We start from the raw sequence: 14553 nt of genomic DNA, 5'->3' as shown, positions 1-14553 counted from the left end.
ATTTTAGTTACATGTATTGTTTAAATAAAGTATCAACATCACACCTATATTTTCTTTTGTAGTGTTTAGCTTGAGCCCATTTATTTTCAATCTTATTATATTCAGGAGAATATGGAGGTAGATATAAAAGTATATGTCCTCTAGCTTCTAATAATGGTCTAATTTCAGTTTCTTTATGGAACCTAGCATTTATCAATAATATAAACGCAATTGTCAGGCAATTGATCTAATAGGTCATCTTTAATCCATTGAGTATATAAGCTTGTATCGATATTACAGTTAATAAACCTACACATATTAAATTACCATTATATAAAACACCAATTGCATTTGTTCTATTTTTATTACCAAAGTCTTTAACACCATAACACTTTTGTCCTTTAGGTGTATAACCATGTGTCCTAGCCATACTATATGCAAAGCCACTTTCATCACCATAAACTATATTCTTGTCCATACAGATATAAGTTTCTAACTTCTATTGGAATTCAGTTTGCTTAATAGGATCTGCTTTAGGGTGAGTATAAGTCTTTTTTTATATGTTATATTAAGTTTTTTTAAAGTGTAGTATATACAATTTTGGCTTACACCAAACTTTTCAGCTCGTTCATACTGGTAAGCATCAGGACGATCTTTAATATCTTGTAATAACTTAGATTTATCTAATTTTATATCTGGTCTTGATTTACCTTGCTTAGGTCTTATTTCTTTACTCCACAGATATAGCGTATTCTTACCTATGCAAATCTGCTTGCTGCGGCTTCAAACGTTAAATTTTCTGACTCTTTTACCAATAGTACTTTTTGACGGAAATCTAAAGAATAAGTCATCGTTACAAATAGAAAATATTATAACTAAAATATATTGATTTAGCTATAAGTGTAAAACAAACTTATCATCATTAAATCCATTAAATTTTGCAAGTCTTCTTCTTAGAGAAAGACCAAAATGATTCAATACCATTAACATGATTCTTACCACGAGCAAACTGGTTACGAGAGTGATAAATTCGATAGTGATCATAACCGTTAAGAATTAGCCATCATACGTTTTCCAGCCATCGGTATAGATTGTACTGTTTTCGAGTATTTTGCCCTGTATTATAGGCATTAAGGACTCTTTAGAGCGGTTTGTACAATAGAAACATAGGCTTTATTGTGCTCATTTCGTTTTAAAACGCCAAATAACTGGTGTTTTACCAACAGCTCCACAGCCACATTTACCTCGTACTCGTTTAGCTCCAAAATAAGATTCATCTAACTCAAACTCTCCAGCAGATGCTAAAAATTTTTCATCAGACAATACAATTATTTTACGAAATCTATCAAAATAGCGATTAATTGTTACTCTACTAACATTAGTAATTTTACTCGTGTTTGTTGCTGTTAAATCTAAACAAAAACACTTTAAAAATTCTCTAATTTTAGCATCTGAAATATGCGAACGTTTTTTATACCTTCCAAACATAGATAAAATATAGCTTTATCAATCATTTTTGAGAAGCTAAAGTTATCTAGACCCATTTAAAATTTACAAGTTTAATGTAGAGCTTCTTAGGCGTGGTTTTACTTGGCTATATCTAGAAGATCATTGTGATGCTATCCAGACAATTATTGAGAAAGGAGTAGTTGGAGAGGTTTATAATGTTGGTGGTATTAATGAAGTTGATAATCTAACCCTGGTAAAAACTATCTGTAAACTAATGGATGAATATAAACCAGAAAATGCTCCACATTCTAAATTAATCACATTTGTGGAAGATAGAAAAGGTCATGATTGGCGTTATGCTATTGATAACAGTAAGATTCAGAATGAGTTAGGATGGAAGCCATCACAAGATTTTGATAAGATGTTTAGACAAACTATAGAGTTTTATCTATAGCGTAACGGTTTATCTTATGAGTATCTACTTCAATTTATTTTTTTGTTGAAACTATAGTGTTTACAAGAATATCTTGCTGTTAAGACATTTTTGGGATTCTGTGGTCAAGCCTAGTAGAATCATGCACTACTTTGTATAAGGTTTGCTACTATTATCTAAACAAACACACAAAGTTAATTTTTAGAGATCCTATTATAAACCTACTATCTAAATTTATTTAACAAGTTAAGTTATTACAATATTTAAGTTGCTGATTTATTGTTGAATATATTAGCTTTCTATATAATTAATCAATATCAAAGTTATTTAGGTTTTTATGATGATTACTCCTGTTATTTTATCTGGAGGGTCTGGCTCGAGATTGTGGCCATTATCTCGTGAAGCATCGCCAAAGCAGTTTATAGGTTTAGTTGATGAACATAGCCTGCTAGAAAATACAATTAAGCGACTAGATAATGTCAAGGATATAACTTCACCTGTAGTTGTCTGTAATGAAAATCACAGGTTCCAAGTTGCTGAAGTGTTACGGAAAATCAATAAAAAAGGCGATATACTCCTAGAGCCATTAGCCAAAAATACTGCCCCAGCAATTGCACTTGCAGCACTACATTTGGCTGCTAATGATCCAAATACAATTATGTTGGTTTTAGCTGCCGACCATCATATTGAAAATTTAAAGGTTTTTCACCAAGCTATCGAAAAAGCACAGCAAAAAGTTCTTAAAGATGATTCTTTAGTTACCTTTGGTATTACGCCAACTTGTCCTCATGAAGGCTATGGTTATATTAAACAAGGAGTACAGACTACTGTAAATGGAGTTTATAATGTAGATAAGTTTGTTGAGAAACCTAGCGCAACTGTCGCACAAGAGTATTTAGATAGTCGACAATACTATTGGAATAGCGGTATGTTTATGTTTACAGCTAGAGCTTATTTAGAGGCTTTAGAGAAATTACAGCCAGAGATTTACAGGGGATGTAAAGAAACTTATCAAAAATCACAACGAGATTTAGATTTTGTGCGTTTTGATAAACAAAGCTTTGCTACAGTTCAATCACAATCAATAGATTATGCAGTTATGGAGAAGGCGACTAATGTTGCTATAGTACCTATGCAACAAAGTGGCTGGTCTGATGTTGGTTCTTGGGATTCTTTGTACGATATTGCTGCAAAAGATAATTGTGGTAATGTGGTTATTGGAGACGTGATTACTAGTAATGTTAAAAATAGTTATTTACGCTCACATGATCGTTTGTTAGCAGCAGTTGGAGTTAATGATTTAATAATTGTTGAAACAGCAGATGCTATACTTGTGGCGGATAAGAACAAAACTCAAGATGTCAAAAAAATAGTTGAAACTTTGAAAAATCAGCAACGTAGTGAGCTATTACAGCATAAACAAATTTATAAACATTGGGGTTCAGCGACGATATTAGAAGATAAATCTGGCTATAAGATACAAGCGATTCAGCTTGAACCAGGCAAGAAGTTATCATTACAGCAACATTATCATCGTAGTGAACATTGGATTGTAATTTCTGGAACTGCTACTGTAACTATCGGTACTACAAAGTCAATTGTTAGACCAAATGAGTCAGTATATATAAAAATAGGTGAATCTCACAGACTTGAAAATAATGGTAAAATTCCAGTCATTCTTATAGAAGTGCAAGTCGGAGAATATATAAGTGAAGATGATATTATTAGACTAGATACAAGTAGTTAATAATAAAAATTATTAAATAGAAAAAATATAATGAGACAAACTATAATAAAAGAAATAATCCAATCAAGTGGCGTTAAGTTTGGCACTAGCGGTGTTAGAGGACTTGTTTCTGCTATGACAGATAAAATCTGTTGGCTTTATACAAAAGCTTTTATTCAATTTCTAGAGCAGAAATATTCTATTGCTAAAGGTACTAAATTTGCAATAGCTCATGATTTGCGCGAAAGTAGCCCTAGAATAACAAAAGCTGTTATCAGAGCAATATTAGATAGTGGCTATGAGCCAATATATTGTGGCGAGATACCGTCACCAGCTGTGATGTTGTATGGTATATCTAATCAGCTTCCTTCGGTTATGGTTACTGGTAGTCATATTCCAGAGGATAGAAATGGTATTAAATTTAATACAGCTTATGGTGAAGTCCTCAAAGAAGATGAAGAACTGATAGTTACTCAAACTATTAGCATTGATGAAGGTATTTTTGATAAAAATGGTATGTTTTTACAAAAATTAGAATTACCAGAACCTTGTAAGCAAGCATATACGCAGTATGTAGATAGATATGTAGATTTTTTCCCAAAAAATTGTCTAGTAGATAAAACTATGGGGCTTTATCAACATTCATCTGTAGGACGTAAAATAGTCAAAGAAATTCTTGAGAAATTAGGAGCTAAGATTATTTTGCTTGGGTTCTCTGAAAGATTTGTATCTGTAGATACCGAGGCAATTCGTCAAGAAGATGTGAAGCTTGCCAAGCAGTGGGCAAGCGAATATAAAATTGATAGTATCGTATCAACTGATGGCGATGCTGATAGGCCATTAGTTAGTGATGAGTATGGTAACTGGCTAAAAGGTGATATTTTAGGTGTATTGACAGCTAAATATTTACAAGCCAATGTTATCGCAACACCGATAAGTAGTAATACTGTAGCTGAAAAGATAGGTTATTTTAGTAATGTTGTCAGAACTAAAATAGGCTCACCATATGTCATCGCCGCGATGAATGAATTAGTTTCTAGTAATCAAAATACTGTAGTTGGTTATGAAGCAAACGGTGGGTTTCTATTAGCTAGTGATATAGCTAGAGATGGAAAAGTCCTAAAAGCATTAGCGACCCGAGATGCTGTTATACCAATGTTGGCTGTGATGATGCTATCTATCAACTCTAATAAAACAGTGTCAGAGCTTTTATTTGACTTACCATCAAGGTATACAGCGAGTAGTAAAATTGATAATTTTGCCACCGTGAAAAGCCAAGAAATATTAAAAGCAATATTAGCCAGTGAATCTGATTTGTTAGACAAAATTATATCAGAGAATTTTGATGGAAATAATGGTATTGAAAATATAGACATTACAGATGGTGTTAGAGTAACTTTGACAAATCAAGATATTATTCACCTTAGACCATCAGGTAATGCACCAGAGTTAAGATGTTATACAGAAGCTACTACTGAAGAATCCGCTAAGAGACTTAATCAATGTTGTGTAGATTTGATTAACAAAAACTTTTGAAGACCAGTCAAAAATATTCCCTAACTTTTCTCTTCACCATTGAACCATTACTAACCTTATCTATAGCTAACCGCAGATAAAAATGTCATGCTAAATTTATTTCAGCATCTCATCATAAGTATTGATTTTATTGAGATCCTGAAACAAGTTCAGGATGACAGAATGTACTACTTTTATACTTAGTATAACCTTGTCTTTCAAATGTTTTTTCATCCCTAGTTAAATTAGTGATCCTATCCTAAAATTTGGCTGTTGTTTTCGGTTAAGATATAATCTGGGTTTGGTTGTGTGGTACTGCCCACTTTACTTTAGTTATTAGAAACTCTACAGGGCGCAATATTTAGAGATAAATTTGAGTAGCAATCGACTTATTTAATTTGTTTGATGATTGTTAATCAAATTTGAATCTCTAGATTTGTGTTGAATCCCTTACTGAATTTTTGAGTAAAGAGAGAATGCTTTTGCCTATTGGGTTAACTATTTTCTTTAGTTATGTACAGGCTTATTTACATATAAGAAAATTCAAAAAATTGACAACTTTATTTATAATGCGCTATAATCCAATATCTAGAATAAAATGTACTTACTTAGATTGTCCATTTGATTTTTTAAGATATAGTTGGATATAAAAATAACAAAGTTATGAAAAATTATAAAATAAAAACTAGGGCAACCTCCGAATTAAAAAAGTGGAGTCCTCCAACGCTAGTGCTTGTTCATCCCGAAAGTATGAGTGTCGACGGTAAACAATTCTTTAGGAACTCCGAGACGAGAACTGTCCGAGGACCTAGTTGACACTAGTAATCGTTAATAGGCAAAATACTTAGAGATAAATTTGTAGTAGCTTGTGAACTATTTTATATGTAATAAATGCTTTAAGGTTATTTAATAATTATCAGTATCTAATTTTAGATTATTGTTCTAAATAGCTCCTCTCTTCATAGTCTCGAAGAACTCTTCATTAGTTAATGAACCTTTCATTTTTTCTGTTAGGAATTCCATAGCTTGAACATCTTCCATACCACCAAGAATCTTGCGTAGTACCCAAAGTTTTTGTAGTTCTTCTGGAGTTGTAAGAAGCTCTTCTCTACGCGTACCAGATCTATCAAAACTAATAGCAGGGAATACGCGACGCTCTGCAATCTTACGATCAAGATGAAGTTCCATGTTACCAGTACCTTTGAATTCTTCAAAGATAACTTCATCCATCTTCGAACCAGTCTCTACAAGAGCAGTTGCGATGATTGTCAAGCTACCACCTTCGGCAGTGTTACGTGCAGCACCAAAGAATCTTTTTGGTTTTTGTAAAGCGTTTGCCTCGACACCACCTGATAATACGCGTCCAGATGCTGGAGATACAGTATTGTATGCACGAGCTAACCTTGTGATTGAGTCGAGTAGAATTACCACATCTTGTTTGTGTTCGACTAATCTTTTAGCCTTTTCAATTACGATTTCAGCAAGTTGTACATGGCGTGCTGCTGGTTCATCAAATGTAGAGGCTACAACTTCACCACGAACTGAGCGTTGCATTTCAGTAACTTCCTCAGGACGCTCATCAATTAGTAGCATGATTAGATTACATTCTGGATGATTCTTAGCAATAGATGTGGCGATATTTTGCATCATAATTGTTTTACCAGTCTTTGGTGGTGCAACAATTAAGCCACGCTGACCTTTACCAAATGGTGCAGCTAAATCTATAACTCTAGCAGTAATATCTTCATTTGAGCCGTTACCAATTTCCATAGTTAGCCTTTCTTTGGCGTATTCTGGAGTCAGGTTCTCAAATAAAATTTTCTTCCTAGCTAATTCTGGAGAATCAAAGTTAACACTATCGATGTGCTTGACAGCAAAGTATTTCTCATTTTCACGTGGAGGACGAATTTTACCTACTATGCTATCACCAGTACGTAGGTTTAATTTTCTAATAAAAGCAGGTGAAACATAGATATCATCTGGAGATGCAAAGTATGAGCTATCAGAAGAACGTAGAAAGCCATAGCCATCTTGGAGAACTTCTAAAATGCCTTCACCATAAATGTCTTCACCTTTATCAGCATGATATTTTAAGATTGAGAAGATCAGCTCTTGTTTTCTGGCACGAAGTGACTCAAGATCTAGACTTTGAGCTATATCCATTAGCTCATTAACAGATTTATACTTTAATTCATTTAAGTTCATTGGGTTCTCTATTTATTAAAAATAATACGTTGATATAACTAATTATAGATATTTGTCTACGATTGAGATTAACTGAGTTTTTTGTACTACACCAACTTTAGTTTCTTTGTTTTCACCATCTTTGAAAACCATAAGCGTAGGTACACCACGTACACCAAATTTCATCGCCGTCTCTTCATTATCATCGATATTTATTTTGCAGACTTTGATTTTGTCACCATAGTGCTCTGCAACTTGGTCAAGAATTGGTGCAAGCATTTTGCAAGGACCACACCATGGTGCCCAAAAATCTAACAATACTGGGATATCACTATTAACTACTTCACTTTCAAATTGACTATCTGATATATCGATACATTTTGACATGCTTTGACTTTCCTTTAAGTTTTTTGATTTTAAAACTGATTAAGCAGAATCCACTGCTGTATACTTGATAATTTTATAAGAAGTTAAACTAATTGCTAGTTATTATAAACAAAAAAACTTCTTAGACAAATTTTTTTAGCTATTTTACAGATATTTTTTTATAATGGGGGTAGTTAAGAAATAAGCTTTTGTTTTATATGTCAAAGATAGTAGCAACAGTAGATTTAGGTTCAAATAGTTTTCATATGCTTATAAGTGAAATCAAGCCTGATGGCGAGGTTGTTACATTATCTAAGCAGAAGCATAAAGTGCAACTAAGAGCTGGCCTTAATAATAATCTAACAATTAGTAAGGATGCTCAAGAAAGAGCTATTGAATGTCTTGAGTTTTTTGCAAAGGAAATTCAAAAATACAAAGTTGAGCATGTCCGTGCTGTGGGGACATATACTCTTAGAAAAGCAAAAAATAATATCAAAGGTTTTAAAAAGAAGTTAGATAAAGCTCTTGGTACTAAGATTAAAATTATTTCAGGCCCGGAGGAAGCGAGGCTTGTTTATGTTGGAGCTAGAGATAATCACGATATTAAACAAAAAACATTAGTTATAGATATCGGAGGTGGCTCGACAGAATTTGTAATAGGTAGAGGTAATAAGATATTAATTGCACGTAGTTTAGATATGGGTTGTGTCGGAATGCAAAAAGACTTTTTTGCGAATGAAAAGCTTGATTTTGCCAATTTTCATACAGCAGCAACTAAAGCTAGAGAAATAATAGCACCAATTCTATACAAATATAAAAGAATAGGTTGGAGTACAGTTCTGGGTTCTTCTGGGACAATTATTTCAGTTACAAATATTTGTCAAGAGCTTACGGGTAATACTGTTATTACTAAAGAGTTTTTAAATGATCTAATTACTATGATGATGGATAAACGTGAAGTTGAGCATATTCGTTTTGAAGGACTTAGGGAAGATCGTGAGAGTGTCCTTGCTGGAGGTGTTGTTATTTTGTATACGATATTTGATTGTCTTGGAATTTCTGAGATGAAGCTATCAAATGGTGCTGTACGTGAAGGTATGCTCTATGAGCTTGTTAAAAGTAAGTATAAGATTGTTATTAACTAATATTTGAAAAGATTCCACAACTGCCTAGCACTTAGCTATTGCTTAATTGTTAATCAATAGTGGCTACAAAATGAACTATTTTCAAAAGAGGTGTGGCCATTTTTGATTGATATCAGAACAGAGCTAACCGCAATGTACTAATTTTTTTAGAAAATAGGATTTACTAAATGAAATATATCCCATTAGCAGCAAGAATAAGACCACAATCTATTGATGAAATAGTAGGTCAAGAACATTTATTATCACAAGATGGTATTTTAACAAAAATACTTGCCGCTGATGGAATTTGCTCTTTAGTGCTGTGTGGGAAACCAGGAGTTGGTAAGACAAGCTTAGCTAGGATTATTGCAAACTCAAAAAAACTAGAGTTTTTTGAATTGTCAGCGGTTGATTCTGGTGTTAAGGATGTCAAAAAAATAATTGCAGATAATCAACATTTAGATAGTTTTGTATTATTCCTAGATGAAATTCATCGCTTTAATAAATCACAACAAGATTTACTTTTGCCGTATGTGGAGTCAGGTAAAATTATTTTAATTGGTGCTACTACTGAGAATCCAACATATTATCTAAACGATGCCTTAGTTTCACGGTTATTTATTTTGCGTCTTAAAAGATTAAGTTTAGTAGCCACTCAAAAACTTATCCAAAAAGCATTATCACAAGATGAGGTGCTAGCGAAACATAAATTCAAAATTGATGATGGCTTATATAATGCTATTCATAATTATAGTGAAGGAGATTGTCGCAAAATTCTCAATCTGCTTGAAAGAATGTTTTTAATTAGTACTAGAGGCGATGAAATTTACCTAAATAAAGAGCTTTTTGATCAAGCTGTGGGTGAGACTTCGCGAGATTTTCATCGTGAGGGTAGGGAGTTTTATGAGCAGCTGTCAGCTTTCCATAAATCAGTACGCGGAACAGATCCTGATGCAGCAATCTTTTGGTTAAGTTTGATGTTAGATAATGGGGTTGATCCATTAGTTATTGCTAGAAGAATGCTATGTATCGCCTCAGAGGATATTGGTAATGCTGATCCACAAGCACTAAGAGTAGCTATGGATGCTTGGAATGCTTATGAAAAGCTAGGTTTACCAGAGGGGAGGTTAATTTTAGCGCAAGCGGCTATTTATTTAGCAGTAGCACCAAAGAGTAATGCTTGTTATAAAGCATTAGCACAAGCTCAGCAGCTTGTTAAAAGCTTAGGTAACATCCAAGTACCCCAACATCTAAAAAACTATAAGGATAGTAACTATCTCTACCCACATAATTATTCAAACTCATATGTTATTCAACAATATTTACCATATAATATCACACAAAGCTTTTATCAACCTTCAGCAAGTGGTTTTGAAGCTAAGATAAAAACTAAGCTTGATAGTATAAACAAAATCAAGAAGTTATAAAATTAAGTTATTAAATTTTTGCATTTGTATGTTATAATCTTTGGAATTAAATTATATCTATACAATTATAACTAGGTTTTAAACTGCTATGGCATTAGAAAATTTACTACATCCTACTAATATTAAAATTGATGAATATGCTAAAAATGCTACTAAGTTTTCTTTTGAAGCCCTAGAAAGAGGGGTGGGTTATACACTTGGATTTGCTCTTAAGCAAACTATGCTTTACTCTATTGCAGGTGCATGTGTTACTAGTATAAAAATTAATGACGGTAAAGTTACTTCTTTAGAAGATGTGATTCCATGTGATGAGACAGTTGCTGATATTATCCTAAATGTCAAATCTCTACCTGTAACTTTAGCTGAAGGTGTTGAAACTGGGATAATAACTTTTGAACTATCAGGATCAGAAGAAGAAATTTTTTCAGAAGAAGCTAAGCTGTCTGAAGGTTTGGCAATAACTGAAGAAGTATTTATCTGTAGTTATAATGGTGGCAAAAAGCTAAAAATAGAAGCTAAAGTTGAAAAAGGCGTAGGTTTTAGACCCGCACAAGATAATTTTAAAGATGGCGAATTCCTCTTAGATGCGACTTTTTCACCTGTTGTTTTTTGTGATTTTGAGATTAAAGATGCTCGTGTTGGTAGACGTACGGATCTTGATAAGCTTGAGCTTAATATTAAAACAAATGGTAATGTAAATTGCGAGGAAGCTTTAAGACTAGCAGCTACTAAAATCCAAAATCAATTAAGAAATATCGTAGATATTGAAGAGATTAATAAGGGTATTTTTGTAGAAGATCCAACTAAAGATATAAACCCTATTTTATTAAAGCATGTTGAAGAATTAAATCTTACGGCTAGATCTTCTAATTGTTTAAAGGCTGTAAATATTAAACTAATTGGTGAACTAGTACAGAAGACAGAGAATGAACTTCTTAAGGCGCCAAATTTTGGTAAAAAATCATTAACAGAGATTAAGGATAAGTTATCTGAGCTTAGCCTATCTTTAGGCACTATTATTGAAAATTGGCCTCAAGATTTATAATCACTTCTGCCGGAGTGGTGAAATTGGTAGACGCGCCGGATTCAAAATCCGGTTCTGGCAACAGAGTGCCGGTTCGAGTCCGGCCTTCGGCACCATTTAACATTATTCATACAATTCTAAATAGTCCAAAAACCCTTTAAATTCAATACTTACAGATACTTTTACTATTCCATTTAGTATCATTAAAAACCATTAGAACCCTTGTCAAAGTGTATCCTAAGGTGTACTAGAACTATAAATTGATATAAAACCAGAAAAGTTGTAGCCTAGATAATATAAGAAAGACTCATGTGAGATAATGATCTATATAGGTTTTCTTAACATTTTTTCTACTTCACCAATATGCGTTTCTTCTTCAACTATGAGTTTTCTAGCATATTCTTCTAATATTATTGATTTGCCATTTACAAGTTTTAGAAGTTCATAATAGGCTGAAACAGCTTTTTTCTCATGCTCTAAGCTTTCAATCAATATATCATTAATATTGTGCTGATAAGTTTCGGTCAAATCTGCTATTTTTAAAGATGGATGCTCACCAAAATGAGTTATCATTTCCCCAGCTTGTGTTGCATGAGTTAAACTTTCTTTTGCTTGAGACTGCATCCAACTAACTATAGGAATTCTATTATGTCCTATAATCATAAGAGAATAATGAGTATAACGCACGACTCCAGACATTTCGAGTTCTAAAATTTTATTTAACTGATCAATAATTTCTTGTTTATTTTCTAATTTAAGTTCCATATTGCTATTTCCTTCACTTAAAATTTTAACGATTACAATTAACATGTTAGCTAATATCATTCATATTAGCAATCAAGTTAATAATACAAAACAAAATTTAATTCCTATACTTTCACTTAATAATCTTCTTAAATCATACTTTGTAAAGTTTTTAAGCTAGGAAATTATTTAACAAGTTATAAAGAGTAGAAATTTAATCCTTCAGAAACTATCAGTTTAGTATTAAAGTATTTAACAATTCAATCTAGATATTTTAATAAAAATAATATTATGCTATTTTTAGATAAGTTAAATTTACTATTTGTAATAATAATACTTAAGTAAAATAAATGAAGAAAAGTAATTTTAATATTGTGATGATGGCAATAATAACCATCATGGGTATGGATCTTATCGATACTACAGTTATGAATAATATTTTGCCTAAAATTTCAGAGAGCCTTGATACTACACCAGAGCATTTAAAGATGGGAATTAGTATCTATATGATAGTTATGGGTATGTTTTTACCTCTTAGTTCATGGATGGCAGAGAAGATAGGCTATAAGTATACTCTTATATTTGCAGCCTCTGGATTTGGCTTTTTCTCATTATTATCTGGTTTAGCAATGATAGATACGCAACTTTTTACATATAGGGCAATTCAGGGATTGTTTGCAGCATTTTCGGCTCCAGTTGCAGGATTAGCATATTTAAAATTTTCTGAAAATATGTTAGAAGGTACAGCGTCATTATCTAATTATACTTTGATAATGGCTATCGCCGGTCAAGTTTTAGGCGGTATTTTTGCTTCAATATCTGCTGAGTCATGGCGTTTGGCGTTTCTGATGCAAGTGCCGTTTGCTTGTTTTGCTGTGATAGCTATATATAAACATTTTCCTGATGAAAAGCATAATAACCAAAATAAGAAAATTGATTTTGTTGGTCTTACATTGCTTGGACTATCGATATCAACACTTTTTATATTAAGTGAAATACTCCTAAAAGATGTGTCTATGACAATAAAAATAGTTTTAACTATATTTATAATAATTTTCATATCTTTATATGCTTTTAGTTACAATAAAATAAAAAATCCAATAATTGATCTTAGTATATTTTTGAATAAGGACTTTAGAGTTTCTTTTATGTCAAACTTTTTTTGTCGATTAACTACATACTGGATATTTTTTGCTTGGCCTGTTGTTTTATATCATTTAAGCCACTTAAACACTATATATATATCGATTATGTCAGTATCTTTGATGTTAGGGACAATTGTCTCAAAAAGTATCACTAAAAAGCTAGTTTATATCTATGGCTATAAAATTTGTATGATACTTGGATTAGTTGGTATATCAGTAGTAATGCTAATATCTATAATTTTTGATATTCATTATAGTTATATAACCTTTTGTACTGTTGCTATGGCTTATGGCTTTGTACTAGGGATGTATCAAACCTCATCAAATGCTGTGATGTATTCAGTGATAGATCACGAGAAGTTAGATAGTGTTAACACCATAAAAAACTCTGGTAATATGATTTCTTCAGCTTTTGCATTAACCATTTTTACATTAGTCTACGACATTTATCATAATTTTGGTATGTATCATCATTGGTTACAAATATTTGAGCAGGCTTATTTCTGTGTAGTAGCGACTAGTGCTGTAGTTCAGCTTATTATGGTAGTATGGATAGCCTTAAGAATGGATAATCTTAGAGAAAAAGCTTAGTTATCTAAGAGCTTTGCAAATAGTTTTTATACTGCGAATAATTTATAATACTCATAGATATAATATATTTGATAAATTATGATAATAGATTCACATTGTCACCTTAATTATCTGAAGCTTGACGATATAACTCTAGAGCAAGTTATTGATAATGCAAAAAAAGCCGATATTGATAAAATTGTTTCAATAGCTGTAGCATGGCATGAAATTGGAGATATACAAAAAATAGCTGAAGATTATAGCGATGTTTATTTTTCTGTAGGGGTTCATCCTAGCGAATTAGATACTCATCAACCAAGTGTTGATGAGATTATATCACGATCACAACACCAAAAATGTGTTGCTGTAGGTGAGACAGGTTTAGACTATTACTATAATTCTTGCGATACTAAAAAAGCCCAAATAGATAAATTCGCTAAGCATATTCAAGCAGCAAATGAAGTCAATAAACCAGTTATAATCCATACTAGATCTGCTAAGCAAGATACTCTAGATATCTTAAAAGCTGAAAATGTAGAGGGTTGTGGTGGGATTTTGCATTGTTTTACTGAAGATTACGATATGGCAAAAAAAGCTCTAGATATGGGTATGTATATATCTTTTTCAGGGATTTTAACTTTTAAAAATGCTAAAGATATTCAAGAAACAGCAAAGAAACTACCATTAGACAGAATTCTCATTGAGACAGATGCTCCGTATTTAACACCTGTACCGTTACGTGGTAAACCAAATTATCCAGAGTATGTTAAATATGTTGCACAGTTTTTAGCTGATTTAAAAGGCGTATCTTACCAGCAAGTCGCAACACAGACGTATCAAAATACTTGTGAAATTTTCAAATTTTAA

11 protein-coding genes, 1 tRNA gene and 3 pseudogenes are annotated in these 14553 nt (G+C 32.3%); 9 read left to right on the top strand and 6 right to left on the bottom strand.

The annotated features are described in order from the left end of the window. Nucleotides 1–7: 7 nt before the first annotated feature. The 3 genes and pseudogenes from FSC454_RS10190 to FSC454_RS07415 form a co-directional block, all read right to left on the bottom strand. Nucleotides 8–409 (bottom strand): annotated as a pseudogene (locus tag FSC454_RS10190) (transposase). 62 nt (nt 410–471) lie between these two features. Then, entirely contained in the window at nt 472–705 is a 234-nt protein-coding gene (locus tag FSC454_RS10250) for an IS630 transposase-related protein (protein WP_425268617.1), read from the bottom strand. 168 nt (nt 706–873) lie between these two features. Next, a pseudogene (locus FSC454_RS07415) lies at nt 874–1467 on the bottom strand (IS1595 family transposase). 103 nt (nt 1468–1570) lie between these two features. Between FSC454_RS07415 and FSC454_RS07410 the strand changes: the two are divergent. The 3 genes and pseudogenes from FSC454_RS07410 to FSC454_RS07400 form a co-directional block, all read left to right on the top strand. Next, nucleotides 1571–1882, top strand: a pseudogene (locus FSC454_RS07410) (GDP-mannose 4,6-dehydratase); the annotation flags it as partial. Between the two features lie 319 nt (nt 1883–2201). Continuing rightward, complete coding sequence (locus tag FSC454_RS07405) at nt 2202–3608, top strand: mannose-1-phosphate guanylyltransferase/mannose-6-phosphate isomerase (protein WP_066046769.1); 1407 nt, start codon at nt 2202–2204, stop codon at nt 3606–3608. 30 nt (nt 3609–3638) lie between these two features. Then, nucleotides 3639–5123, top strand: coding sequence for a phosphomannomutase (locus FSC454_RS07400; RefSeq protein WP_066046767.1), 1485 nt, complete (start codon nt 3639–3641; stop codon nt 5121–5123). Between the two features lie 921 nt (nt 5124–6044). On the opposite strand, the gene rho is transcribed toward FSC454_RS07400, so the two are convergent. Both rho and trxA read right to left on the bottom strand, forming a co-directional pair. Next, nucleotides 6045–7307, bottom strand: coding sequence for a transcription termination factor Rho (gene rho, locus FSC454_RS07395; protein ID WP_003015002.1), 1263 nt, complete (start codon nt 7305–7307; stop codon nt 6045–6047). A gap of 42 nt (nt 7308–7349) precedes the next feature. Continuing rightward, entirely contained in the window at nt 7350–7673 is a 324-nt protein-coding gene (trxA, locus tag FSC454_RS07390; protein ID WP_003018147.1) for a thioredoxin, read from the bottom strand. A gap of 197 nt (nt 7674–7870) precedes the next feature. Here trxA and FSC454_RS07385 point away from each other — a divergent pair, with 197 nt between their 5' ends. From FSC454_RS07385 to FSC454_RS07370, 4 genes are all read left to right on the top strand, one after another. After that, nucleotides 7871–8797, top strand: a complete 927-nt coding sequence (locus FSC454_RS07385; RefSeq protein ID WP_066046765.1) for a Ppx/GppA phosphatase family protein — start codon at nt 7871–7873, stop codon at nt 8795–8797. Nucleotides 8798–8964: 167 nt separating this feature from the next. Next, a complete protein-coding gene (locus FSC454_RS07380) occupies nt 8965–10203 on the top strand; it encodes an AAA family ATPase (RefSeq protein ID WP_066046763.1) in 1239 nt (412 codons plus the stop codon). Between the two features lie 88 nt (nt 10204–10291). Beyond that, nucleotides 10292–11248 carry a DNA-directed RNA polymerase subunit alpha gene (locus FSC454_RS07375; protein ID WP_014548755.1) on the top strand — a complete coding sequence of 319 codons (957 nt, stop codon included), beginning with the start codon at nt 10292–10294 and terminating at the stop codon, nt 11246–11248. An 8-nt stretch (nt 11249–11256) separates the two neighbouring features. Continuing rightward, a tRNA-Leu gene (locus FSC454_RS07370) sits at nt 11257–11343 on the top strand. Nucleotides 11344–11551: 208 nt separating this feature from the next. Here FSC454_RS07370 and FSC454_RS07365 read toward each other — a convergent pair. Further along, the gene (locus FSC454_RS07365; RefSeq protein ID WP_014548754.1) at nt 11552–11992 is read right to left on the bottom strand and encodes a ferritin-like domain-containing protein; all 441 of its coding nucleotides are present in this window, start codon (nt 11990–11992) and stop codon (nt 11552–11554) included. Nucleotides 11993–12321: 329 nt separating this feature from the next. On the opposite strand from FSC454_RS07365, the gene FSC454_RS07360 reads away from it, so the two are divergent. Both FSC454_RS07360 and FSC454_RS07355 read left to right on the top strand, forming a co-directional pair. Then, nucleotides 12322–13707, top strand: coding sequence for an MFS transporter (locus FSC454_RS07360; RefSeq protein ID WP_066046446.1), 1386 nt, complete (start codon nt 12322–12324; stop codon nt 13705–13707). A gap of 78 nt (nt 13708–13785) precedes the next feature. Next, on the top strand, nt 13786–14553 hold the full coding sequence (locus tag FSC454_RS07355) for a TatD family hydrolase (protein WP_066046445.1): 768 nt from the start codon (nt 13786–13788) through the stop codon (nt 14551–14553).

The sequence above is a fragment of the Francisella hispaniensis FSC454 genome (genome assembly GCF_001885235.1).
GTDB classification, from domain to species: Bacteria; Pseudomonadota; Gammaproteobacteria; order Francisellales; family Francisellaceae; genus Francisella; species Francisella hispaniensis.
This window is presented reverse-complemented; position numbering and strand designations above follow the sequence as displayed.

Coding starts and splice junctions, on each gene's coding strand:
- trxA (WP_003018147.1), bottom strand. CDS start 7,673: ATGTCAAAATGTATCGATATATCAGATAGTCAATTTGAAAGTGAAGTA.
- FSC454_RS07380 (WP_066046763.1), top strand. CDS start 8,965: ATGAAATATATCCCATTAGCAGCAAGAATAAGACCACAATCTATTGAT.
- FSC454_RS07400 (WP_066046767.1), top strand. CDS start 3,639: ATGAGACAAACTATAATAAAAGAAATAATCCAATCAAGTGGCGTTAAG.
- FSC454_RS07405 (WP_066046769.1), top strand. CDS start 2,202: ATGATTACTCCTGTTATTTTATCTGGAGGGTCTGGCTCGAGATTGTGG.
- FSC454_RS07385 (WP_066046765.1), top strand. CDS start 7,871: ATGTCAAAGATAGTAGCAACAGTAGATTTAGGTTCAAATAGTTTTCAT.
- FSC454_RS07355 (WP_066046445.1), top strand. CDS start 13,786: ATGATAATAGATTCACATTGTCACCTTAATTATCTGAAGCTTGACGAT.
- FSC454_RS07375 (WP_014548755.1), top strand. CDS start 10,292: ATGGCATTAGAAAATTTACTACATCCTACTAATATTAAAATTGATGAA.
- FSC454_RS07360 (WP_066046446.1), top strand. CDS start 12,322: ATGAAGAAAAGTAATTTTAATATTGTGATGATGGCAATAATAACCATC.
- FSC454_RS07365 (WP_014548754.1), bottom strand. CDS start 11,992: ATGGAACTTAAATTAGAAAATAAACAAGAAATTATTGATCAGTTAAAT.
- rho (WP_003015002.1), bottom strand. CDS start 7,307: ATGAACTTAAATGAATTAAAGTATAAATCTGTTAATGAGCTAATGGAT.